The sequence below is a fragment of the Rufibacter immobilis genome (genome assembly GCF_003721565.1).
GTDB classification, from domain to species: Bacteria; Bacteroidota; Bacteroidia; order Cytophagales; family Hymenobacteraceae; genus Nibribacter; species Nibribacter immobilis.
On the sequence record NZ_RJJE01000017.1, the window covers coordinates 1,088,736 to 1,111,442 of the forward strand.

The window sequence follows — 22,707 nt, forward strand, 5'->3', positions numbered from 1 at the left end:
ACCTGGTGAATTGCCTGCCATAGCCTATGAAATCTGAAAAAGAGAAAATGCTTTTTGGGGAGTTGTACAACGCGCTTGATCCAGAACTTTCCCAGGAGCGGCTGCGGGCGCGGTTACTGCTTAAACAACTGAATGATTCCCGGGAAGACCAAACCGAGGAGCGCATCAACATCCTGAAAGAACTCATTCCAAATGCCGGGGAAGAACTTTGGATTCAGCCTCCCTTCTATTGTGACTACGGCAGTAATCTCTACCTAGGCGATAAGGTGTTTTTCAACTTCAACTGCGTAGTGCTGGACGTGATGCCCGTGACCATTGGCAGCCGAACATTGATGGGGCCAAACGTACAGTTGTACACGGCCACTCACCCTATGCATTACCGGGAACGCGCCTCTGGCCTTGAGTCTGCCAAACCCATTACCATTGGCGAAGATGTCTGGTTGGGTGGCAGTGTGGTGGTGTGCCCGGGAGTAAACATAGGCAGCCGCAGCGTGATTGGCGCCGGCAGCGTAGTCACCAAAGACATTCCCGCCGATGTATTTGCCGCCGGTAACCCCTGCCGGGTCATCCGTTCGTTAGAGAATCAGGAAAGTGACTGAAGGACCAGGCTCAGACACAATATTCCCCTAACCTTTCAGATAAATAGCAAGAGAGGCTCAGCACCAGAAGGTTTATTTCTGGTGCTGAGCCTCTCTTTTAGTCTAGTATGATGTCACCTGTTTAGGGGCTGTTTTTGGAAAAAGAGCCCCTAAACAGGAAATCATCCGGCTACCAATTGCAGCTGCGCCGGAAGCTCCACCACAGGCAGACCTTCTTTTTCCAGCTGAGCCACCAGTTGGGTAAGATCATCCAGGCTTTCCAGCACAAAATACGCCTCCGGACGCTCGCCGTCTTTGTAGGGTTGACCCAGGATTTCGTCCAAGTCAATGGGTTTCCAGATGTTCTCATTCTTCAGGGCCAGTGCTGCTTCCGGGGCATTGGCAATTAAATGGGAGCCTAACAACGTCACTTTGCCCTCCGCGTCACGCAGGAGACCATTGCTCAAAACATGCTGCGCCAGGCGCCACAGCAGCTCCGTTTCGGCGGGGTCTTTGTGCTGTAAAGACAGGACCCCAATCTGCTGCATGAATTGGGCCACCTGCGGCTGCAGCAGCCAGGGCAACTGCCCGAACATATCCTGGAACAGATCTTTGTTTCCCTGCAAGCGCAAGTCGGCGTCTGGGTGCAGGCGCAACGAAGTCACGGCCGGGAATTTCTGCTTCGCCCACTTGGCCAGCACTTGCCGCGGGCGCAACGGTTCCTGCACGGCCACTACCTCCCAGTTGGCGAGACGGCGCAGCAGAAAGTTAATTTCCTGAAAATCAGGAATGAAATAAGCCTTCAGTCCCAGGGCGTTGACTCCTTGCCAGAAGGGCGCAGAAACCGTGGCAGAAAGTGCTTCTGCCCGCTTGGTGTACAAAATGTTCCAGGTCTGTTGTTGCTGGATGGTGTACTGATGGTACTGTTGTTGATACATGGCTTTTGTTAAATAAAAAAAGCCTGGTCCGTTGAGGGAGCCAGGCTTCATATTGGTATTTGAAATCTAATTAGTAGTTCATTCAAACTCGACCAATAATGCCTTTGCTCCAGTACGCATGGCGCATGGTTTGCAATTGACAATCAGAAGAATTTGGGCAAATGTTTTCATAACTGGTTCTAATATACGAGATCAGTTTATGAAAAGCAATTAATTATTCAATGATTTTTACTGTACTATTTTTATCTGTCCGCTTCTGATACCCCGCAAAGCTTTTTGCCGAAGTAAAAGTTCCGCGTTTAGGGGCTGTTTTTGGAAAAACAGCCCCTAAACGCCCAATTATTTCTTGGCAAAGTCTTAAGCCAGTTCTTTCTTCAGCGCAAAGACTTTCCGCATTTTCCAGATCATCCGTTCAGATTCTGAGAAACTCAAAGTCTGGGCTCCGTCTGAGGCGGCTTCCTCGGGCTTCTCGTGGGTCTCGTAGATGATGCCATCGGCCCCGGCCATGATAGCGGCCAAAGCCATGGGCTCCACGTACTCACGTATTCCTATGCCGTGCGAAGGGTCCACAATCACCGACAGGTGCGTCTTCTCCTTGAGGATAGGAATGGCGTTCAGGTCTAAGGTGTTGCGGCTGGCGGTCTCATACGTCCGGATGCCCCGCTCGCACAGCATCAGCTTTTCGTTTCCGCCGGAGAAAATGTATTCCGCCGAGTACAGCAGCTCATCAATGGTCCCGGAGATACCGCGTTTGAGCAGTACGGGTTTGTCTACCTTGCCCAGTTCGTCCAGCAGGTTGAAGTTCTGGGTGTTGCGGGCTCCTACCTGGAATACATCTGTGTAAGGCTCCATGGGCGCTATTTGCGAAACCTGCATGACCTCGGTCACAATCTTGATGCCGTGGGCGCGGCACATGTCATAGAACATCTTGAGCCCTTCCAGCCCCAGCCCGCGGAAAGAATAGGGCGAAGACCTAGGTTTGAACACGCCGCCCCGCATGAATCTTACGTTGTTGGCCACCAGGTGCTGAATGGTTTTCTCAATCTGCGCCTCGTTCTCAATGGAGCACGGGCCGGCCATGAGGGTAAGCTCCCCCTCCTTCACCTGTAGCCCATCCCCGAAGTCAATGACGGTGGGGTTCACTTTCCATTTGCGCGACACCAGACGGTACTCATCTGACACAATATGGATGTCTTTGATGCCCGGCAAGTTTCCGATGGCGCGTACGTCAAATTCGGCTTTGCCGGTTCCCACCAGGTAATGCCCCGCCTGGGTCACCACCTCCGTGGTCTTGTATTTCAGCTCGCTGGCCTTGGCCACAATAGCAGCTTTCTGGTCTAGTTGTATGTCTTGCTTTAATTGAATAAGCATGTTTTCTGGGTTTGAAGAAGGGAGATTTTGGGATTTGGAGATGTAGGAATTTGAAGACGGGAAGATGCTTTCGCCCTTTTCAAATTTCTACATCTCCACATTACCTTAAGGTTTTCAAGAATGACCGCACGTTTTCCCGCACCTCAGCGGGCTGCTGCAAGGCTTTGATAAAGGCGCTCCCGATGATAGCCCCGTGCGCCGACTGACAAGCCAGCTCAAAGCTGGGCCTATCACTGATCCCGAAACCAATGAGCAACGGGTTCCTGAGCCCTAGTCCTTTCACCTTTGAGAAATAGGCCTGCTGCCCCTCGTTGGTCTGCACCTGGCTTCCCGTAGTGCTGGCGCTGGACACCATGTAGATAAATGAACTGGAAAGCGCGTCTATCTGCCGGATGCGGGCTTCTGAGGTTTGGGGCGTGATAAGGAAAATAAGGCTGAGGCCGTACTTCTCCAGAATGGGTTTATATTCTTCCTCGTACTCGGCAAACGGAAGGTCTGGTAGGATGAACCCGTCCACGCCCACGGCGGCGGCATCTTGGCAGAAGCGCTCAAAGCCGTACTGCATCACCGGGTTCAGGTACCCCATCAGGATAATGGGCAGGGAAACCCGCTCCCGTACACCCTGCAACTGAGCCATTAACTTCCTGATGGACATACCGTTTTCCAGCGCGACCTGATTACTGGCTTGGATGGTGGGGCCATCGGCTAGAGGGTCTGAGAAAGGCATTCCTATCTCCACTAAATCGGCGCCGGCGGCTTCCAGTTCTTCCAGAATGGTCACCGTGTCGTCCAGTTTAGGGTAACCGGCGGTGAAATAGATGTTCAGCAGATTTCCGCTTTTCTCCTGAAAAAGGCGCGTAAGTCTATTTTGCGGCATCTTGTTGTTCAAAATATGTAAGAATGGTGTTAAGGTCTTTATCGCCGCGGCCGGAGAGGTTCAAAACCACCACCTGGTCTGGGCCGGCGTTGATTTCTTTGAGGGCAGCCAGCGCGTGCGAGCTTTCAATGGCCGGGATGATTCCTTCCAGACGGCTCAACTCGCGTAAAGCTTCCATGGCATCGGCATCAGTAATGGCAATAAACCGCGCTCTCCCCGACTGGGCCAAATGCGCGTGCTGCGGCCCCACCCCCGGATAATCCAAGCCCGCCGAGATGGAATACGGCTCCGTGATCTGCCCGTCTTCGGTTTGCATGAGCAGGGTTTTGCTGCCGTGAATGATGCCAGTCTTCCCCAGCACCGAAGTAGCCGCTGAGTGACCGGTATCTACGCCCAGCCCGGCTGCTTCCACGGCCACCAGTTGCACCGTGGGTTCGCCCAGGAAGTGATAGAACGCCCCGGCGGCGTTGGAACCGCCTCCCACGCAGGCCACCACATAATCCGGAATCTCCCGGCCCTCTTTCTCCAGCAGCTGCTTCCGGATCTCAGCGGAAATCACCGATTGGAAACGGGCTACCATGTCGGGGTACGGGTGCGGGCCCACTACAGAACCGATGATATAATGTGTGTCCTCGGGGTGGTTGATCCAGTCCCGGATGGCCTCGTTGGTAGCGTCTTTCAGGGTTTGGGAACCGGAGGTAACCGGGATCACCGTGGCTCCCAGCAGGCGCATTTTCTCCACGTTGGGCCGTTGGCGCTCTGTGTCAATCTTACCCATGTACACAATGCACTCCAGCCCGGCCAGGGCGCAAACGGTAGCGGTGGCCACGCCATGCTGTCCGGCCCCGGTTTCCGCGATGATGCGCTTCTTGCCCAGGCGCTTGGCCAACAGAATCTGCCCCACCGTGTTGTTGATCTTGTGGGCTCCAGTATGGTTCAGGTCTTCGCGTTTAAGGTAAATCTTAGTGTTGTACCGCTCAGACAGGCGCTTGGCGTGGTACAGGGGCGTGGGCCGGCCCACATAATCGCGCAGCAGCTCCTGCAATTCCTGCTGGAATGCCGGCTCCTGCATAATGCTCAGGTATTGCTCGCGCAGTTCCTCCACGTTGGGGTACAACATCTCAGGAATATACGCCCCTCCAAATTGGCCATAATAGCCGCGTTCATCAACTCCGTAGTTCATCTCTCAGTTTGGTTAAGTACGCAGGCAGGATTTCTGTTCATCCCCACCCGCTCATATTTTCTCTAGTACGACCTTATCTCTTGAAAAAACCGTTGCAGTTTATCAATGTCTTTCAGGCCGGGTTGTATTTCAAATTTGCTGTTCAGGTCCACGCCGTAGAGCTTGGGCAACCGCAGGGCTTTAATCTCTTCCACATGGCTTAGCTCAATGCCGCCGCTCAGGAAGAAAGGAACGTCCAGAGTGTACTTCTGCAACATTTCCCAGTTAAACCTCACTCCGTTTCCCCCAGGGTTGGGTCCGCCGGCGTCAAAGAGAAAGTAGTCACACATCTGGGCGTATTCCTCCAGTTGGCCGAAATCAAAGTCTGCCTCTAGCCTGAATGCTTTCATGACCTCCAACCCGGCATCTTTGAGTTCGTGGCACATTTGCGGGGTTTCCTGCCCGTGCAACTGCACCATATCCAATCCCAACTCTGTGACCTTCTGCAAGATATTACCCCCCTCTTCGTCTACAAACACGCCTACTTTACGGGTGCCCTGCTGAAAGACGGAGGAAAACACTGCCCATTGGGTAGTGATGTAGCGCGGCGATTTCTCGTAAAATATAAAACCTACATAGTCTGGCTTGAGCAGCAGAAGTTCCTCAAGGTTCTCTGAGTACTTCATGCCGCACACTTTTATTTTCAGGTTGCTTTCTGTCATGTAAGGTTATATGTTTTGGCGGTGTGTCTTTTGCCGCAAGCGTGTGATAAAGAACCAAATCTCTTTACGTCGGTGGTATTTGGGCCAGCTTCCGTTTAGGGGCTCTTTTTCCTAAAACAGCCCCTAAACGGAAATATTTAAAGGGCGGGGAATTTCTAAGCCGAAAGCACATTTTGCTGTTGCCGCAGCTTCTTCAGTTCCTCCACAAAAGCAGCGCAGGCTTTCTCGGGGCGGCTCTGGCGCATGAAGGTTTCGCCAATCAGGAAGCCCTCAAACCCGTGCTGTTGGAGCTCCAGAATACTTTGGGCCTCGCTCAGTCCGCTTTCAGAGACCTTCACGAACTCATTGGGGATATAACCCGCCAGTTCAATGGATGTTTGCAGGCTCACGGTAAAATCGTGCAGGTTGCGGTTGTTCACGCCCACCAGGTCTACGTGCGGGGTAAGCGTGCGCTCCAGTTCCTCACGGTCATGCACCTCCAACAGTACTTCCAGCCCCAGTGAGTGCGCAAACTGCGCCAGCGTGCTTACCTCCTCTTTGCTCAGGACCGCCGCAATAAGCAAAATAGCATCGGCCCCAATGGATTTAGCTTCCAGAATCTGGTACTCCTCCACCACAAAATCTTTGCGCAGAATAGGGCAAAAATTGAATTTGCGGGCCGTGGTGAGATCCTCGTTCTTGCCCCCGAAAAAGTTGGCATCCGTCAGCACCGACAGCGCCGAAGCTCCCGCCTGCATGTAGCCGATGGACGTTCTCTCCACCGGCGCATACGCGTTGATGGTGCCCTTGGAAGGTGATTTGCGCTTGTACTCGGCAATGATGCCCGTAAGATCTGGGCGTTGCACATATTTGCGGAGTGACACCGGCTGTGAGTTGAAATACAGGCTCCGCTCCAGCGCTGCCGTAGGGACCAGGGCTTTGCGTTCGGCCACTTCCTGGCGCTTGTGGGCAATGATGTTATCTAGAATGGTGAGTGACATGATGGACTAAGCTAATAATTTATGAAAGGTTTGCAGCGCCAGCCCCGAAGTAAGCGAGTGGCGGGCTTTCTGGAGGGCCTCTGAAAGGCTGAGGTTCTCGTCTGAACAGTAAATACCCAAACCGGCATTGGCCACTACGGCATCCTGTTGCGCCTGGGTGCCATGCCCCTCCAATACGTTCAGGAAGATTTGGGCCGCCTCTTCCACCGTCTCGCCGCCGTACAGGTCTTGCTCGGCATAGGTAGGCAGACCCAAGTCTGAAGGCTGCAGAATCTGTTCGCCCTGCGGCGTCACCATCTTGAAAGGCCCGGTGAGCGAAACCTCATCGTAGCCGTCCAGGGCGTGCAGCAGCACAAAGCGTTTGCCGGTTTTCTGGTACAGGTACGTGTACAGGCGCAGCAGCTCCAGGCTGAATACCCCCACCATCTGGAAATGCGGCTTAGCCGGATTGATCATGGGTCCCAGCATGTTGAAGAAGGTCTTCACGCCCAGCTCCTTCCGGATGGGGGCCACTTCCTTCATGGCCGGGTGGAAGAGCGGTGCGTGCAGGAAGCAGATGTTGGCGGCCTCCAGTTTAGACCTCAGCATAGAGCTGTCATTAGTGAAGTTGTAGCCCAAATGCGCCATCACGTTGGAAGACCCGCAGACCGAGGAAACTCCGTAGTTGCCGTGCTTGGCCACTTTGTACCCCGCTCCGGCTACCACAAAAGACGCCAAGGTAGAGATGTTGAACGTGTCCTTGCTATCGCCGCCGGTACCGCAGAGGTCGATGACCTGGTCAGTACCCAGCTCGGGCAGGAGGCAAAGTTCCAGCATGGCTTCCCTAAACCCTTCCAGCTCCTGCACCGTGATGTTGCGCATGAGGTAAACGGTCATGAAAGCGGCCATCTGGCTGGGGTTGCTCTGGCCCTTGCCAATGCTGATGAGCACCTGCTTGGCGGTTTCCTTGGAGAGCGTTTTATGTTCAATGAGTTGTTGCAGTACTTCTTTCATAAGGCAAGGGAGGCGGCATAAGAGGTCCACTGTTTCACGCGCTTGGTAGGGTTCTGCAACCAGTTGCGCATCATCTCCTTCCCGAAATCGGTGAGGATGGACTCTGGGTGAAACTGAACCCCGCACACGTCATACTGGCTGTGGCGCAGCGCCAGCACCTCGCCGTTTTCGTCTACCGCCGTGATTCTGAGTTCAGACGGCACAGATTCCGGCACCACCGTCCAGGAATGGTAGCGGGCCACCTTGAACGTGGAAGGCAGCTGCCGGAACATGGGTTCTTTGCTGCTGACCACCCGCAACGTGGCCGCCACGCCATGAAACACTTCCTTCAGGTTAGCCAGCTGCCCCCCAAAGGCCTCGGCGATGGCCTGGTGCCCCAGACACACCCCCATGATGCGCTTGGAGGATGCGTACTTTTGAAGCAAAGCTGGCATGATACCCGCCTCACTGGGCACACCCGGACCCGGCGACAATAAAATCACATCGAATTTTTCTACCTCTTCCAGGCTGATCTGGTCATTGCGGTGTACCTCTAGCTGCGCTCCGTAGCCCAGTTCCCGGAGCAGATGCACCAGGTTATAGGTGAAGGAATCGTAATTGTCTAACACAAGAATTTTCATGGCAAAAGGGTTTGTCTGTCTGCGGTATGGTTAATGGGCGTTTAGCGCCTGTTTTTCAAAAAAGAGCCGCTAAACGGCTTTTACTTATCTCTTAAATGGTGGCGGCCTTCTCCAGGGCATTGCGCAAAGCGGCCAGTTTATGGTGTACCTCCTGCAACTCGCTGTTGGTGTCTGACTTGGCCACCACCCCGGCCCCGGCCTGGTAATGCAACTGGTTCTGCACACTTATAAAAGACCGGATCATGATGGCGTGGTTAAAGTCGCCGTTGAAGCCCAGATAACCGATGCAGCCGCCGTAGTAGCCGCGCCCGGTGGGTTCCAGTTCATCTATGAGGGTAAGCGCCCGGTGTTTGGGGGCGCCAGACAGCGTACCGGCCGGAAACGTGTCTGCCACCATCTGCACCGACCCATGCGCCTGCGGCAGACGGGCCGTCACTTTAGACACCAGGTGAATCACGTGGGAATAATACTGTACTTCTTTGAACACCTCCACCTGCACGTTGTCGCCGTGGCGGCTAAGGTCGTTGCGGGCCAGGTCTACCAGCATCACGTGCTCTGAGTTCTCCTTGGGGTCATCATACAACTTCTGGGCCAGTTCGGCATCGGCGGCATCGTTGCCGGTGCGCTTGAAGGTGCCCGCAATGGGGTAGATGGTGGCCGTATCGTTCTTGATGGTGAGCTGGGCCTCGGGCGAAGACCCGAAGATCTTGAAGTTGCCGTAATCAAAGTAGAACAGGTACGGCGAGGGGTTGATGGACCGCAGCGCCCGGTACACGTTGAACTCATCGCCCTGGAAGCCCTGCGAAAACCGTCTGGACAGCACAATCTGGAACACGTTGCCCAGGTGGCAGTGGCGCTTGCCTTCCTCAATAATGCGTAGGAACTCGGCATCGGTTTGGTTCGTGCTTTCCTGCCCGGTGGTAGAGAAGCTGAACACCGGGAAGTTCTTGTTCCGGATGTGGCTTTCCAGTTCGTCCAGGTCTCCGTTTAGGGGCTCTTTTTCTGAAAAGTGCTCAAAAATGTAGAGCTGGTTTTTGAAGTGGTCAATGGCAATCACAAAACGGAAGGCCTGGTACAGGATCTCGGGCATCTCCGGGTGCGCCGACTCTTTCCTGCTTAGTTCCAGCTGCTCATAATACTGCACCGCCTCAAACGACATATAGCCAAACAAGCCGTTATGGATAAACCCGAAGGGACCGGTCTCGGCGTTGAACTTGCCGCAATACCCCTGCAACAGTTGCACCGCCTCGCGCTTATCGGTCAGGGTTTGTTCTTCCACCGTTCCGTCTGGGTAAGACTGGCGCAAGACGCTGTCCTTGAGCCGGAACTCCGCGATGGGCTCGCAGCAGATGTAGCTGAAGCTGTTCTCTTGGCCGTGGTAGTCTGAGCTTTCCAGCAGCAGGCAGTTGCGGTACTTGTCGCGCAGTTGCAGGTAAATGCCCACCGGGGTCACGGTGTCGGCGAGCAGGTGGCGGTATTGCGTTTGTAGGGTGTAGGTTTTCATAAACTCATAAAAAAAGGCTTGCCGTTTGGTAGAACAGCAAGCCTTTCAGAAAGAATAGACGTTAAGGTTTAGGCAATGGCCTGCTGTTCACAAATCTCCCGATTGGTGCCACCAACAGTTATGTCCCATTCCTTTTTTCATTCTGCTATTGTTAAGTACGTTTCTGAATTGTTCTAAAACACCAAAGGCCCGGGTGAACCCGAGCCTTTGACTATATTGCATTTCTGCACAGCAAGCGGTTCACCCATCAGTTCTGACGTGTGTGCCACCAAGCGTTGTGCTGAAATTGTGTCTTGTTCATGTTGCAAATGTAAGGGCTGAGAAATACCCTGCAAGAAAATTCGGTAAAAAATTCGTGATCTTGTATAAAAAGTACAAAACTGCGGGGTTTACGTACTTTTAAGCCGTGTTAGCAAAAATCGTTTCTAAAGGCTGCTTTCTCCCGGCGTTGCTGTGCCTGTTGGCCGGGGTTCCGCAGGCTGCCCGGGCGCAGTCTACCTATATCTACGAGACCAGCCCCGACAGTGTCAATGAGTTCAGCAAGCGCCTCCCCTATCTGGCGGCCGGGGCCACCGCCGTGTACGTGGGCGGACTGGCGCTGCTCAACCATGCCTGGTACCAGGACAAAGAGCGCAGTTCCTTCCACTGGTTCAATGATGCCCATGAATGGAAACAGAAGGACAAGGCCGGTCATTTCTGGGGAGCTTTTCATGAAAGCCGCCTGGGCGTGGACCTGCTCAGGAAAGCGGGCGTGCCGGAGAAGAAAGCCATCTGGTACGGCGGGGCGCTCGGTTTTGTGCTGCAAACGCCCATTGAGTATTTTGATGGTCGGTCACCGGAATACGGGGCCTCTCTTACAGACATTGCCGCCAACGCCGCCGGTTCTCTGGCCGTGATAGGACAACAACTTGCCTGGGGCGAAATCAGGCTCATGCCCAAGTTTTCCTTCCACCGTACCCGCTACGCCGCGCTTCGGCCCAACGTGCTGGGGAAAGGGCTCTCAGAGGAATTTTTGAAAGACTACAACGGCCAAACCTACTGGCTCAGCGTGAATATGGCCAGCTTCCTGCCAGCCTCCAGCAAATTCCCCCGGTGGCTCAACCCCGCCCTAGGTTACGGGGCCGAAGAAATGGTTTACCATGACACAGACGCGAACCAAGCCTTGGGCCTGAACGCGTACCGGCAATACTACCTCAGCCTGGACCTGAACTGGCAGGCCATTCCCACCCGCAGCAAGTTCCTGAAAAGCGCCTTCTATGTACTATCTATTTTCAAGCTGCCCGCCCCGGCGCTGGAGTATAACCGGCGGCAAGGCTGGAAAGCGCATGGGCTGTATTTTTAAAATTACATCTTCAATATTATATAAATAAATTACCCAAAAGTATGAATTCTAATTTATCTAAATCATTCAAGAGTACCCCGTACATCATTGAAAGCCTAAATATAATGAATGTTCCTAATGAGAATATCCCCTTTTATAAAGGTTCTTTTCAAATAAAGGGAGATGGCATGGAAGTCACTATTGATGGCGAAATAAATTTTCATTGGTTTCCAAATATCGTATTAAGATTTACAGGTACGCCTCATGAAGACTTTGCTAATCTATTTAATTTATTTAGCAGCAATACAGCTTCTCATTTATATATAAATGATCACAAAGTTGGCCTGTGCCAGATTACTAGCTTGTCCTCGTTTACAAGTGGAATCATAAGTGGAAAGGCTTTTCTAGGAGACAAATCTATTTCTGTCTCTAAAATAAATTTTTCTATACCCAACTTTTTAGATATTCATGGTTCTCTTACAAAGAGAATCACACCAGAGAAAGCTCACGTTACTAGTTCTAGGATTACTTTAGAAAACAATGACTATCTCTTCATTATTGATAAATGTTACAATTATAATGATACTAAAGACCTACTTAAAACTAATGGAGGATATATCTTACAGTACAGTGGAGAATTAACTTCAAAAAAGGGAAACATAAATTTAGAAGAGGCCCGCAAAGCCTTCTCATGTTTAAATAAGTTCTTGACATTTTTAAATGGACGAAGAACCTCAGCACTTTTCATCCATGGAGTTTATAATGAAGAAACTATATGGAGTGATTTCACTCCATATCTTGTTGACCAATATAAATCTTCTTTCCGTTGGCTTCCGATAGACTCCTCCAAAAAAATTAATTTAATTTGGAATCGTTTTTCTCTTCTATGGCAAGAAGTAAATTCTAGAGATTTCTTAAGCACAGCAATTCATTGGTATATTGAGGTAAATAATAACACTGGCTTTACCACTGGATCAATTGTAACAGCACAGATCGCCTTAGAGCTACTTTACAATTGGACAATTGTAGAGAACAAAAAACTATTAATTGGTAAAGACGCTGAGAATATAACTGCAGCAAATAAAATCAGGTTGCTGATCTCTTTTGTAGGTTTGGATTATGAAGTTCCTCCTGCCTTTAAAGGTTTACAGGAATTTATCAAAAATGATAAAAATTTAAAAGATGGGCCTGATGCAGTGGTTCGCATTAGAAATTACATAGTTCATTCTCAAGAAGATAAAAGAAAAATCCTCCATTTAATACCAAACAAAGTCCTTCATGAAGCTTTGCAGCTAAGCATCTGGTATATTGAAATGTCCTTATTATTTATTTTAGGATATAAAGGTGAATACCACAACCGATGTTCAGAGGCACAATATATAGGTGATACCGAAACTGTACCTTGGGCTTCCAAATAACCCCTTCACAGAACCTCCGCCACCGGGAACACCATCTTGAAATCCTGTACCGCCACCACGGCCAAGGGCTTCAGTTCCTGTACCGGCGGAAAGTAGCGTGGCTCAGCGGTGAGGTGGGTGGTGGAGGCTAACTGCAGGTGGCCTTTGGCTTCGGGTTTGGTGAGCAGCAGTTCATGGTCCAGGCGTTGCACAATCCGGCCCCAAGGAAAAATCTTGGTGGTGAAGGGCAGCTGCGGTCCGAAAGGCGTAACCTGAGCCGCAAAAATAGATTCGCTCCCGGCGCTTACCTCCATTTCCAGGGTACCGCCGGTGGTTCTCTCAAAGCGGAAATCGGCGGGCTCTTTGGGGATGTCCCAGTTGCGGCGACCGTTCCAGACGCTGCTTTGGGTAGAAACATAGGTCTTGGAGATGGAGAACACCAGCTTGCGGCCCAGCCTGAACATGCCCGGGATGTACAACAGCTCCTGGTACGGCCCCACGCCGGAGGTATGGTAATTGACGTACATCACAGCCCCCACCCTGCCCACGTAGGCCGAGGCCTGAAAGTCAGCCAGAAAGCCGTGTTTTCGGTTAAATTCCTCTGGAATGGCATATAGCCAGATCACGCCTTCGCCCGTTAACTGCCAGGGCGCGGGCGCTACAAGGGGAGTTGGTTCCATACATCGGGTTAAATGGTTTCCCTTTTTTAAACGATCTCCTACGGGTACAGTTCTGCCCGGCGGTAAAACCCACCTCGGGTTTCCCGGCACCTCCCCTTCCTTTTGCGTATCTTTGCAAGACAGCCTCGCGTTTAGCGGCTGTTTTTCCAAAATAAGACCTAAACTGACATGAACATAGGAGACCGCGTGCGCCTTATGCACGGCAAAGAGCAGGGCGTGATTACCCGCTTCTTAGACAATAATCTGGTAGAAGTAGCCATAGACAATGACTTCACCATTCCGGTCATGCGCCGCGAGGTGGTGGTCATTGCCCAGGAAGAGGACCAGCATTTCCGGGATGCCCCGGCCCCGGAGCCTGCCAAGAAAAAGGCTGAACCTGTGGTACCGTCTACGGCGGTGGCCGGAATTTATGTGGCACTGGTGCACCAAACCCCCGAGCTGCTGGCGGTAAACATCATTAACAACTCTGAGTTTGACCTGCTGTTCACCTACGGCGAGGAAACCGACAAAGGCTACCGCGCCCAGCACAATGACAAACTCACCCCCAAGAAAGCCAAGCCGGTGGCCCACGTGCACCTCAACGACTTTGACAAATGGCCCGATCTGGTGGTACAGTACCTGCAGCACAAGCCCGGCGGCAACACCCTGCTGGAGCCCGTTACCCGCAAACTCAAGTTCAAGGCCTCATCGTTTTACAAGAGCAAGAAGACCGCGCCGGTGCTGCAAAAGGAAGGTTACGTGTTCCAGCTGGACTCCAAACCCACGCTGGTGAACCCAGATCAGATCCAGGAGCAGTTAATTGAGTCGGCGGCGCAGGCCGAAAACATCAAAGTGGCCGTGCCGCACCATGAGGTAGACCTGCACATTGAGAAGCTGCTGCCCAACGAAGACCCCAAACTGCTGAGCAATTCAGAGATGTTGCGCACCCAGCTGGCCGCCTTCCAGGACAACCTGGACCGCGCCATTGCCGCTAACATGCACGAGATCATCTTCATCCACGGCACCGGGAACGGCGTCCTGAAAAAAGAGATCCAGAAAGTACTGAGCCGGAACCCGCACATCAAGTTCTTTGAAGATGCCCGCAAGGAGAAATTCGGGTATGGGGCCACCAAAGTGCAGTTAAAATAGCACTTCCCGTTTAGGGGCTCTTTTTGGAAAAACGGCCCCTAAACGGGAAAAGCCACGGACTAGAACACGAAAGCGCTATATTTGTAAAAATCGGCAAGCCGGCTTATCGCTGCGCCCTTGGGCGGAGAGGAAAGTCCGGGCAACGCAGAGCATCCTGCTTCCTAACGGGAAGGCACCTGGCGGGCGACGGCCAGGTGACAGCCAGTGCCACAGAAAAGTACCGCCCACTAATTAATTAGGAATGCGGATTTAAGAATTAGGAATCATTCTTACTTCTCGATTTTAAATTCTTAATTAAAAATGGGTAAGGGTGAAAAGGTGCGGTAAGAGCGCACCAGCGGCTGGGCGACCAGACCGGCTGGGTAAACCTCAGGAGTTGAAAGACCAAATAGGCTGGCAGCGCCTCGTCTCAGGGCGGGGCTAAGGGCGGCTCGTCCGATGTCAGTGGGTAGGTTGATGGAGCCCCTCCGTGAGGACGGGCCTAGATAAATGATAAGCCATCCGCGTAAGCGGAGGACAGAACCCGGCTTACAGGCTTGCCGATTTTATTTTTTCCTTCCGGAACAGGTTGGCCGTTCTTAGGCAGCCTTCCCTCCGGTAAATGCCCCTCCTTACAGCTGTCACGGCGCTTGCCCAGGCTATAGAGTTCAGGCCAAGGCACGCAAGGGAGGCATCTTTGATTCTAAATGATTGATCATCCACGTTAATTGTCCCTGAACATGCACACCCAGTCTAAGGAAACCCAAAACCAGCTTACCCCAGACCAGGCGTTCCAGATCCTGAAAGACGGAAACACCCGCTTTGTAAACAACCTCAAGGCCAACCGCAACCTGCTGCAGCAGATGAATGAGACCAAAGAAGGGCAATACCCTTTCGCCACCATCCTCAGCTGCATGGACTCCAGAACCTCCGCCGAACTCATTTTCGACCAGGGCCTGGGCGATATCTTCAGCATCCGGATTGCGGGCAACGTCCTCAACGAAGACATTCTGGGCAGCATGGAGTTCGGCACCAAGGTGGTGGGTTCCAAAATCATTCTGGTATTGGGCCACACCCGCTGCGGCGCTATTACCGGGGCCTGTAACCACGTAGAAATGGGCTACCTGACCGGTTTGCTGGAGAAAATAAAACCCGCCATAGAACACGAAACCCAAACCACTGAGAACCGCACCGGTAGCAATCAAAGCTTTGTGGCCAACGTGACCGAGAACAACGTGCACCTGGCGCTGGAGCGCATCAGGAAAGAGAGCCCCATTATTGCCGAGTTGGAGCAGGAAGGTAAGATCAAGGTGATTGGCGGCATTTATGACGTGGAGTCTGGGGTGGTTTCTTTCTTTGAGAAATAAGCGAATCCTGAATTTCCGCTGCAAAGACCGGGCAAAGCGTTGGCACGCGCTGTTGGCGTGCTGGCTTTGCCTGGTCTGCGTTACGCCGCTGGCGGCGCAGGAGAAATGGGACCTACGGAAAGACACAGACGGCATTGCCGTGTACACCCGCAATTTAGCCCAGGCGGCCGTGAAGGAAATCAAGGTCATCTGCGAACTGCCCGGCACCACGGCTCAATTGGTGAACATGCTCAAAGACGTGGAGCGCCACCAAAACTGGGTGTACCTCAACCGCAAAACCCAACTCCTGCAAAAGAAGAACCCCAACCGCCTGGTGTATTACACAGAGGCAGACCTGCCCTGGCCCCTCACAGACCGCGACATGGTGGTAGAAGCAGTCTTCTCCCCCATTTCCCAGAACCAGCAGGCGCGGGTGGAGGTCAGAAGTGTGTCTGGGTACGTACCGGAGAAAGAAGACTTTGTGCGCATTCCCTCCTCCCTGGCCGTGTGGGAAATCTCTACGGTAGCCAAAGACCGTATTAAAGTAGTCTACACTTTCAGCGTGAACCCGGGCGGCTCAGTACCGGCCTGGCTGGTCAATGCCACGGTGGCCACTGGACCGCACAAGACGTTCCAGAACCTGAGGAAACTCCTGCAAAAGCAGCCCAACCCCTGAAAACTCACCTCTGTTTTGGCGCTGATTCTGGAAAAAGAGCCGCTAATGGCAGCGTATTCAAATTTCACTAACGAGCATTTGCTTATACTTTCAATTTCTCAAACTAACAAGCGTTTTCTTACTATTTTTCGCAAATAATTTCTTTTTTGTTTGGATGTGAAAAAGGTACCCTGTAAGTTTGGGACATCATTAGAGCAAAAACAATGATTCAGCGCAATTCTTACTTTTACGGTTTTTACTTTTTTGGACCTCATCCGGGGCTCAACAGGTAAGACTTTGCGTTAAGAAAACGATTAAGACAAACCACAGAGCCCCGCCAAAAGCGGGGCTTTTTTCGTTATGAACAGAACGTTAAAAATCGCCATCCAGGGAGGTCCGGCCTCATTCCATGAAACAGCCGCTGAGCAGCTGTTTCCCGCAGAGAACATCCACACGCTTTCCTGCGCCTCTTTCCCGGAGCTCTGCCAGACCCTGGAATCTGGTCAGGCCGACTTCGCCGTGATGGCGGTGCAGAATTCGCTGGCGGGTCCGCTACTGCCCAACTACAGCCTGGTGGCGCAGCACGGTTTCTCTATCCTGGCCGAGCGCTGGCTGTTGCTGGACCAGACCCTGATGGCATTGCCCGGCCAGCGGCTGGCAGATATTGAGCAGGTATGGTCCCACCCCATTGCGTTGCTCCAGTGCTCAGAATTCATTCACACGCACCCGCGCCTCAGCACCAAGGAAACGTCAGACACCGCAGATACCGCCCGTCTGCTCAGAGAAGGCAGCATTACCGGGGTAGCCGCCATCGCCAGCCGCAAAGCTGCCCAACTGTACGGTCTGGAGGTGCTGGAAGCCAACGTAGCCAATGACACAGAGAATTACACCCGCTTTGTGGTGCTGTCGCGGCAGGCCAAAGCCCAGGAGGCCAACAAACTGACCTGCGTACTCCCCTCCCCAACTGAGAAAGAACTCACCGACATTCTGCTCAAGGAACTGGAGGAACTGAACCTGGAACTTACCATGCTCCAGACCCTGCCCGCTCACCCATCGGATTGGGTACTGGAAGTGGAGGCCGATGACGCTGCCGCTATCAGCAACCTCCGGACGGCTTTGATTGTGGCCGATGTTCCCCACCAGGTGCTGGGGCTTTACGCCAAAGCCGTTACTCCGCTTCCGCAGGACCGGCTGGCAGGCTGCTTATCCGCTATCGTACAACCCCAAATTGAACTGGTATGATCATTTCCAGCGCAAACCGGTTGGAGCAAGTGCAGGAGTACTACTTCTCCCGCAAACTGGCCGAAGTACGTGCCCTCAACGCCCAGGGCCGCAACATCATGAACCTGGGCATTGGCGACCCAGACATGGCCCCCTCTGAGGAAACCATTAACGCTTTGGTGCAGACGGCCCGGCAAACGGGGGTGCACGGTTACCAGCCCTATAACTCCATTGCGCCGCTTCGGCAGGCCATGGCCCACTGGTACCAGCGCACCTACGGCGTAGACCTGAACCCCGAACACGAGATTCTCCCCCTCATGGGTTCCAAAGAGGGTATCTTCCATGTCTCCATGGCTTTCCTCAACCCCGGCGATAAAGTGCTGGTGCCTAATCCCGGTTATCCGGCCTATGCCGCAACCGCCAGACTGGTAGGCGCTGAGCCCGTTTTCTACACCCTAAGAGAGGAAAATGGCTGGCTTCCCGACTTGCAGGAACTGCAAACTATTCTGCAAGCCGGCGATGTGAAACTCATGTGGCTCAACTACCCGCACATGCCCACCGGGGCCGAGGCTACCAAGGAAATGATGCAGTCTCTGGTGGACCTGGCCCTTGCGCATCAATTCCTGCTGGCCAATGACAATCCCTACAGCCTGGTACTGCCCCATCAGGCGCCGTTGAGCCTGCTTTCGGTGCCACGGGCCAAAGAATGTTGCCTGGAGTTCAACTCCCTGAGCAAATCGCATAACATGGCGGGCTGGCGGGTTGGCATGGTGCTGGGACGGCAAGATTACCTTCAGTGCGTGCTGCGCGTGAAAAGCAACCTGGACTCCGGCATGTTCCTGCCCGTGCAGCAGGCCGCCGTGGCCGCACTCTCCAACCCAGACACCTGGCACCAGGAGCGGAACCAAGTCTACGCCCAACGCCGCCAGAAGGTGTTTGAACTGCTGGATATGCTGGGTTGTTCTTATCAGAAAGCAGCCGTGGGCATGTTTGTGTGGGCGCGGGTTCCGCAGGCAGTTGCAGATGTGGAGGCCTTTCTGGATGACATTCTGTACAACGCGGGCGTGTTCCTGACGCTCGGTAAAATATTCGGGACGCAGGGCGAACGCTACCTACGGGTTTCCCTCTGCCTGCCCCTTGAGAAAATAGAAGAAGCCACTAAACGAATTTTAACACATGTAACCTCGGCAACCGCCGAATTGTCCTTATGAGCGCGAAACCTTTAGACCTGTCCTCCAAAACTATTTTCAAACGTGCCGATGGGCAACCGCTGATCATTGCCGGCCCTTGCAGCGCCGAAAGCGAAGAACAAATGCTGGCCACGGCCCGCGGTTTGCAGTCGGTGCCGGAGGTAACCATTTTCCGGGCCGGTATCTGGAAACCCCGCACCCGCCCCGGTGCATTTGAAGGCATTGGCAAAGTGGGCCTCAAATGGCTCAAAACCGTGAAAGAAGAAACCGGCATGCTCACCGCCTGTGAAGTGGCCACCGCCGAACACGTGAACGATGCCCTTAAGCAAGGCGTGGATGTACTTTGGGTAGGTGCCCGCACTACCGTGAACCCCTTCTCGGTGCAGGAGATCGCCGATGCCCTGGAAGGCGTAGATGTTCCCGTGCTGGTAAAGAATCCGGTAAACCCAGATTTACAACTGTGGCTGGGTGCACTGGAGCGCCTGAACCGCGCCGGTATCACTGATCTGGCCGCCATTCACCGCGGATTCTCTTCCTTTGACAGCCGCCCGTACCGCAACCACCCCAAGTGGAACATGGCGTATGAGTTCAAGAAACTGCTGCCGGAGATTCCGCTTATCTGTGACCCCAGCCACATTGCCGGCAAGCGCGCGCTGTTGCAGCAGATCAGCCAGGAAGCCCTCAACCTGCACGTAGACGGCCTCATGATTGAGACGCACTGCAACCCAGACGTAGCTTTAAGTGACGCGGCCCAGCAAGTTACTCCAGAGGGACTTAAACAACTATTAGCCTCGCTCAACGTGGAACCGGTTATCCAGGACGTGCCCCAGAACGAAGAGGAACTGAGCGAACTCCGGAACCTTATTGACTACCTGGACAACGAACTGATTAACGTGCTGGCCCGTCGTTCGGCGGTAGCCAAGCAGATCGGGATCCTGAAGAAGGAAAACAAGATGAACCTGCTGCAGACTGGCCGTTGGGAACAGGTGATGGAGCAGCGCCTGAAAGCCGCCGCCCGTGAAGGTCTGGAAGAAGTATTCGTGAAAGCCATTTTCCATGAGATCCACCAGAACTCCCTGCACGTGCAGGCCGCCGCTGAGTCTGTGAAAGTCGCGCTCTAAGGAACTGAAAATCGGCCTAGAGTTAATGTACTCCTGAGTGCCTGTTCATGCCTTAAATGTATGGCTACACCTGCTGAGTTTCTCGTCTGTTTTAGGCTTGTTTTCAGAAAAACAGCCCCTAAACGGCGGCGCAAATCTCCGCTTAGTAGCATAAGCCAATAGCCTAAAAAAGCAGAGGGGCCCGTCTATAGCAGACGGGCCCCTCTGCTTTTTGTCTTGGAGTTATAGGTTAGCCTCTTGGCTGTTTAGCGGCCGTTTTTCCCAAAACTCACTCAAAACAAAGTTACTTTTACAGGCTTATAGATCAGGAGCCGCACCAAAGCAGGTCCTCTCGTATACAGCTAGTACTTTTACGAACCATTCCGCCTACACTATGAAAAAAATACGGACCCTCTCGGTGCTTCTGCTGGCCGGCAGCCTGTTAGCCGCCTGCAACACCCAAAACAAGAAAGAGACGCAGCAGCAAAAGGGCAACCAGACGGCGCCGGTGGCTGACCGGGTAAAACTTCCGCCGCCTTACGCCACCGAATCTGTCAAGAACTACAGCAAAGTCATTGGCTGGCCCAAAGACAAAACGCCCCAGGCACCCGCGGGCTTCACGGTGAATAAGTTTGCCGACGGCCTCCGGAATCCGCGCTGGATTTACGTGGCCCCTAACGGCGATATTTTCGTGGCCGAGGCCGAGACCATGAAGAAAGGGAAAGAAATAGCCGAAGCCAGACGCACCGGGCAGAGCAAATCGCAGAACATGGGCCGTAGCGCCAACCGCATCACCCTCTTCCGTGACCGCGACCAGGACGGGGTGCCCGAGCAGCGGTACACGTTTCTGCGCCGTCTCAACCAACCCTTCGGGATGCTGGTGCTCAACAACTATTTCTACGTGGCCAACACAGACGGGCTCTGGCGCTACCCTTACCAACCGGGACAAACCTCCATCCAGGGCCGCGGCGAAAAGATTCTGGAACTGCCCGCTGGAGGCTACAACAACCACTGGACCCGCAACATTGTGGCCAACGCCGATGGCTCTAAGATTTACATTGCCGTAGGCTCCGGCAGTGACCACGGCGAGAACGGCATGGAGCATGAAGTGCGGCGCGCCAACATTCTGGAGATAAACCCAGACGGCAGCGGCGAACGCATCTTTGCCAGCGGCCTGCGCAATCCGGTGGGCATTGGCTGGGCTCCCGGCACCAACACCCTCTGGGCCGCCGTGAACGAGCGCGACGATTTAGGCGATGAACTAGTCCCCGATTACCTCACCAGCGTGAAGGAAGGCGGCTTTTATGGCTGGCCCTACGCCTATTTCGGACCCAACGAAGATCCGCGGCAGAAAGGCAAGCGGCCCGATCTGGTGAAGAAAACGACACTACCTGAGGTAGGACTGGGCGCCCACACCGCCTCTTTGGGCCTGGCGTTCTACAACCGGTCCACGTTCCCGGGCAAATACCGCGGCGGGGCGTTCATTGGCCAGCACGGCTCCTGGAACCGCTCTGAGCTTTCGGGGTATAAGGTGGTGTTTGTGGCTTTCCAGAACGGCAAACCCGTAAGAGACCCAGAGGATTTCCTCACCGGCTTCATCGCCGATGCCGAGAAAGGCCAGGTGTACGGAAGGCCGGTGGGAATTGCCGTGCTCCCAGACGGCTCTCTCCTGGTAGCCGATGATTCCAGCAACACCCTTTGGCGGGTGGCCGCCAAATAATCAGCGGTGAAAGCAAGACCATGGGTACAGACCTTACGCTATACTGCGGTAGTTTAACTTTTAATTCATTTGCGTTTAGCGGCCGTTTTTTGGAAAACAGGCGCTAAACACACCTTCAGCTTCCTAGTCAGGAAGAATACGTACTTGCTTATGAACAAGCTCAGAATCTTAGTTTGCCTGCTTCTACTGGCGGTCACGGCGCAGGCACAGAGCCAGGTGGCGCCGCAGGACGCGGAATTATCTACTTATCAATACCCTTTCCCGGTGGCCTTCCATCCGGTGCACGTGCAGCGCCAGGCGTTTAAAATGGCATACATGGACCTGAAACCGCAGAAACCCAATGGCAAAACCGTGGTGCTGCTGCACGGGAAGAACTTCAACGGGGCCTACTGGGAACAAACGGCCAGAGATTTGTCTAAAAACGGCTTTAGAGTGATCATGCCAGACCAGATTGGGTTTGGAAAATCGTCTAAGCCGCAGAACATCCAGTACACGTTCCAGATGCTGGCCCAAAACACTAAAGGGCTGTTAGACAGCCTGGGCGTGAAGAAAGCAGCCGTGCTGGGCCACTCCATGGGCGGGATGCTGGCCACCCGTTTCGCGCTCATGTACCCCGATTTCACCGAGAAGCTGATACTGGAAAACCCCATCGGGCTGGAAGACTGGAAACGCTGGGTGCCTTACCAAACCGTGGAGAAATGGTACGCCGGCGAGCTGAAACAAACCCAGGCAGGCATTAAGAAATATCAGCTGGAAAACTACTACGGCGGCCAGTGGAAACCCGAGTACGACCGCTGGGTGAACCTGCTGGCCAGCTGGACCACCGGCCCCGATTACCCCGAAGTGGCCTGGAACGCCGCCCTCACCTATGATATGATCTTCACGCAACCGGTGGTGTATGAGTTTGACCAGCTCCAGATGCCCACTCTCCTGCTCATTGGGCAACGGGACCGCACGGCTTTAGGCAAAGCCAACGCCCCGGCTGCCGCCCGGAAGAAACTAGGCAACTACCCGGCTCTGGGCAAAGAAACCGCCAGGAAAATCCCCAATGCCAAACTGGTAGAGTTGGACAACGTAGGGCACCTGCCGCACATTGAGGCGTATGATCGGTTTATCCAACCGTTGGTGGCCTTCCTCAGGAACTAGCCGCTTTCTGTTTAGGGGCTGTTTTTCCAAAAACAGCCCCTAAACAGAATATTTTTTGTAAGCATTAAACTTATTGAAG

21 protein-coding genes and 1 other RNA gene are annotated in these 22,707 nt (G+C 53.4%); 12 read left to right on the top strand and 10 right to left on the bottom strand.

Annotated elements, in window-relative coordinates; translation table 11 throughout:
• Positions 1-26: 26 nt before the first annotated feature.
• Positions 27-599: a sugar O-acetyltransferase gene (locus tag EFA69_RS17520; protein WP_123134358.1), complete on the top strand. Its 573-nt coding sequence runs from the start codon at positions 27-29 to the stop codon at positions 597-599.
• Positions 600-760: 161 nt separating this feature from the next.
• On the opposite strand, the gene EFA69_RS17525 is transcribed toward EFA69_RS17520, so the two are convergent.
• From EFA69_RS17525 to EFA69_RS17565, 9 genes are all read right to left on the bottom strand, one after another.
• Positions 761-1,516: a hypothetical protein gene (locus EFA69_RS17525; RefSeq protein WP_183906847.1), complete on the bottom strand. Its 756-nt coding sequence runs from the start codon at positions 1,514-1,516 to the stop codon at positions 761-763.
• A 357-nt stretch (positions 1,517-1,873) separates the two neighbouring features.
• Positions 1,874-2,887, bottom strand: coding sequence for a 3-deoxy-7-phosphoheptulonate synthase (gene aroF / locus EFA69_RS17530; RefSeq protein WP_123134360.1), 1,014 nt, complete (start codon positions 2,885-2,887; stop codon positions 1,874-1,876).
• A 100-nt stretch (positions 2,888-2,987) separates the two neighbouring features.
• Positions 2,988-3,764, bottom strand: coding sequence for a tryptophan synthase subunit alpha (gene trpA, locus EFA69_RS17535; protein WP_123134361.1), 777 nt, complete (start codon positions 3,762-3,764; stop codon positions 2,988-2,990).
• Positions 3,751-4,947 (bottom strand): tryptophan synthase subunit beta, encoded by a 1,197-nt coding sequence (gene trpB, locus EFA69_RS17540; RefSeq protein WP_123134362.1) that lies wholly within the window; start codon positions 4,945-4,947, stop codon positions 3,751-3,753. Before trpB ends, trpA begins: the two co-directional genes overlap by 14 nt.
• Positions 4,948-5,009: 62 nt before the next feature.
• Complete coding sequence (locus tag EFA69_RS17545; protein WP_123134363.1) at positions 5,010-5,648, bottom strand: phosphoribosylanthranilate isomerase; 639 nt, start codon at positions 5,646-5,648, stop codon at positions 5,010-5,012.
• A 155-nt stretch (positions 5,649-5,803) separates the two neighbouring features.
• The gene (trpC, locus tag EFA69_RS17550) at positions 5,804-6,628 is read right to left on the bottom strand and encodes an indole-3-glycerol phosphate synthase TrpC (RefSeq protein ID WP_123134364.1); all 825 of its coding nucleotides are present in this window, start codon (positions 6,626-6,628) and stop codon (positions 5,804-5,806) included.
• Between the two features lie 6 nt (positions 6,629-6,634).
• The gene (gene trpD, locus EFA69_RS17555) at positions 6,635-7,621 is read right to left on the bottom strand and encodes an anthranilate phosphoribosyltransferase (RefSeq protein WP_123134365.1); all 987 of its coding nucleotides are present in this window, start codon (positions 7,619-7,621) and stop codon (positions 6,635-6,637) included.
• Positions 7,618-8,241: an anthranilate synthase component II gene (locus EFA69_RS17560; RefSeq protein WP_123134366.1), complete on the bottom strand. Its 624-nt coding sequence runs from the start codon at positions 8,239-8,241 to the stop codon at positions 7,618-7,620. The genes trpD and EFA69_RS17560 overlap by 4 nt, the downstream gene beginning before the upstream one ends.
• Before the next feature lie 91 nt (positions 8,242-8,332).
• Positions 8,333-9,745: an anthranilate synthase component I family protein gene (locus EFA69_RS17565; protein ID WP_123134367.1), complete on the bottom strand. Its 1,413-nt coding sequence runs from the start codon at positions 9,743-9,745 to the stop codon at positions 8,333-8,335.
• Positions 9,746-10,151: 406 nt separating this feature from the next.
• Between EFA69_RS17565 and EFA69_RS17570 the strand changes: the two genes are divergently transcribed.
• Positions 10,152-11,087: a DUF2279 domain-containing protein gene (locus tag EFA69_RS17570; protein ID WP_245964621.1), complete on the top strand. Its 936-nt coding sequence runs from the start codon at positions 10,152-10,154 to the stop codon at positions 11,085-11,087.
• 41 nt (positions 11,088-11,128) lie between these two features.
• A complete protein-coding gene (locus tag EFA69_RS17575; protein WP_148041404.1) occupies positions 11,129-12,484 on the top strand; it encodes a hypothetical protein in 1,356 nt (451 codons plus the stop codon).
• 5 nt (positions 12,485-12,489) lie between these two features.
• Here the strand turns inward: EFA69_RS17575 and EFA69_RS17580 are convergent, their stop codons facing one another.
• Positions 12,490-13,143 (bottom strand): acetoacetate decarboxylase family protein, encoded by a 654-nt coding sequence (locus tag EFA69_RS17580; protein ID WP_123134369.1) that lies wholly within the window; start codon positions 13,141-13,143, stop codon positions 12,490-12,492.
• A gap of 168 nt (positions 13,144-13,311) precedes the next feature.
• On the opposite strand from EFA69_RS17580, the gene EFA69_RS17585 reads away from it, so the two are divergent.
• From EFA69_RS17585 to EFA69_RS17625, 9 genes are all read left to right on the top strand, one after another.
• The gene (locus tag EFA69_RS17585) at positions 13,312-14,271 is read left to right on the top strand and encodes a Smr/MutS family protein (protein ID WP_123134370.1); all 960 of its coding nucleotides are present in this window, start codon (positions 13,312-13,314) and stop codon (positions 14,269-14,271) included.
• 90 nt (positions 14,272-14,361) lie between these two features.
• Positions 14,362-14,818: RNase P RNA component class A (gene rnpB, locus EFA69_RS17590), an RNA gene on the top strand.
• A 172-nt stretch (positions 14,819-14,990) separates the two neighbouring features.
• Positions 14,991-15,617, top strand: a complete 627-nt coding sequence (locus EFA69_RS17595) for a carbonic anhydrase family protein (protein WP_123134371.1) — start codon at positions 14,991-14,993, stop codon at positions 15,615-15,617.
• Positions 15,607-16,272, top strand: coding sequence for an START domain-containing protein (locus tag EFA69_RS17600; protein WP_183906849.1), 666 nt, complete (start codon positions 15,607-15,609; stop codon positions 16,270-16,272). The genes EFA69_RS17595 and EFA69_RS17600 overlap by 11 nt, the downstream gene beginning before the upstream one ends.
• Positions 16,273-16,611: 339 nt before the next feature.
• Positions 16,612-17,493: a prephenate dehydratase domain-containing protein gene (locus EFA69_RS17605; protein WP_123134373.1), complete on the top strand. Its 882-nt coding sequence runs from the start codon at positions 16,612-16,614 to the stop codon at positions 17,491-17,493.
• On the top strand, positions 17,490-18,683 hold the full coding sequence (locus EFA69_RS17610; protein WP_123134374.1) for a pyridoxal phosphate-dependent aminotransferase: 1,194 nt from the start codon (positions 17,490-17,492) through the stop codon (positions 18,681-18,683). The genes EFA69_RS17605 and EFA69_RS17610 overlap by 4 nt, the downstream gene beginning before the upstream one ends.
• Entirely contained in the window at positions 18,680-19,783 is a 1,104-nt protein-coding gene (locus tag EFA69_RS17615) for a chorismate mutase (RefSeq protein ID WP_123134375.1), read from the top strand. The genes EFA69_RS17610 and EFA69_RS17615 overlap by 4 nt, the downstream gene beginning before the upstream one ends.
• Positions 19,784-20,156: 373 nt before the next feature.
• On the top strand, positions 20,157-21,482 hold the full coding sequence (locus EFA69_RS17620; protein ID WP_123134376.1) for a PQQ-dependent sugar dehydrogenase: 1,326 nt from the start codon (positions 20,157-20,159) through the stop codon (positions 21,480-21,482).
• A gap of 150 nt (positions 21,483-21,632) precedes the next feature.
• Positions 21,633-22,628, top strand: a complete 996-nt coding sequence (locus EFA69_RS17625) for an alpha/beta fold hydrolase (protein ID WP_123134377.1) — start codon at positions 21,633-21,635, stop codon at positions 22,626-22,628.
• The last annotated feature ends 79 nt before the right edge of the window (positions 22,629-22,707 follow it).

What these genes read in the sequence shown, in the direction of transcription:
- EFA69_RS17520 (WP_123134358.1), top strand. Translation starts at nt 27, where the DNA reads ATGAAATCTGAAAAAGAGAAAATGCTTTTTGGGGAGTTGTACAACGCG.
- EFA69_RS17525 (WP_183906847.1), bottom strand. Translation starts at nt 1,516, where the DNA reads ATGTATCAACAACAGTACCATCAGTACACCATCCAGCAACAACAGACC.
- aroF (WP_123134360.1), bottom strand. Translation starts at nt 2,887, where the DNA reads ATGCTTATTCAATTAAAGCAAGACATACAACTAGACCAGAAAGCTGCT.
- trpA (WP_123134361.1), bottom strand. Translation starts at nt 3,764, where the DNA reads ATGCCGCAAAATAGACTTACGCGCCTTTTTCAGGAGAAAAGCGGAAAT.
- trpB (WP_123134362.1), bottom strand. Translation starts at nt 4,947, where the DNA reads ATGAACTACGGAGTTGATGAACGCGGCTATTATGGCCAATTTGGAGGG.
- EFA69_RS17545 (WP_123134363.1), bottom strand. Translation starts at nt 5,648, where the DNA reads ATGACAGAAAGCAACCTGAAAATAAAAGTGTGCGGCATGAAGTACTCA.
- trpC (WP_123134364.1), bottom strand. Translation starts at nt 6,628, where the DNA reads ATGTCACTCACCATTCTAGATAACATCATTGCCCACAAGCGCCAGGAA.
- trpD (WP_123134365.1), bottom strand. Translation starts at nt 7,621, where the DNA reads ATGAAAGAAGTACTGCAACAACTCATTGAACATAAAACGCTCTCCAAG.
- EFA69_RS17560 (WP_123134366.1), bottom strand. Translation starts at nt 8,241, where the DNA reads ATGAAAATTCTTGTGTTAGACAATTACGATTCCTTCACCTATAACCTG.
- EFA69_RS17565 (WP_123134367.1), bottom strand. Translation starts at nt 9,745, where the DNA reads ATGAAAACCTACACCCTACAAACGCAATACCGCCACCTGCTCGCCGAC.
- EFA69_RS17575 (WP_148041404.1), top strand. Translation starts at nt 11,129, where the DNA reads ATGAATTCTAATTTATCTAAATCATTCAAGAGTACCCCGTACATCATT.
- EFA69_RS17580 (WP_123134369.1), bottom strand. Translation starts at nt 13,143, where the DNA reads ATGGAACCAACTCCCCTTGTAGCGCCCGCGCCCTGGCAGTTAACGGGC.
- EFA69_RS17585 (WP_123134370.1), top strand. Translation starts at nt 13,312, where the DNA reads ATGAACATAGGAGACCGCGTGCGCCTTATGCACGGCAAAGAGCAGGGC.
- EFA69_RS17595 (WP_123134371.1), top strand. Translation starts at nt 14,991, where the DNA reads ATGCACACCCAGTCTAAGGAAACCCAAAACCAGCTTACCCCAGACCAG.
- EFA69_RS17605 (WP_123134373.1), top strand. Translation starts at nt 16,612, where the DNA reads ATGAACAGAACGTTAAAAATCGCCATCCAGGGAGGTCCGGCCTCATTC.
- EFA69_RS17610 (WP_123134374.1), top strand. Translation starts at nt 17,490, where the DNA reads ATGATCATTTCCAGCGCAAACCGGTTGGAGCAAGTGCAGGAGTACTAC.
- EFA69_RS17615 (WP_123134375.1), top strand. Translation starts at nt 18,680, where the DNA reads ATGAGCGCGAAACCTTTAGACCTGTCCTCCAAAACTATTTTCAAACGT.
- EFA69_RS17620 (WP_123134376.1), top strand. Translation starts at nt 20,157, where the DNA reads ATGAAAAAAATACGGACCCTCTCGGTGCTTCTGCTGGCCGGCAGCCTG.
- EFA69_RS17625 (WP_123134377.1), top strand. Translation starts at nt 21,633, where the DNA reads ATGAACAAGCTCAGAATCTTAGTTTGCCTGCTTCTACTGGCGGTCACG.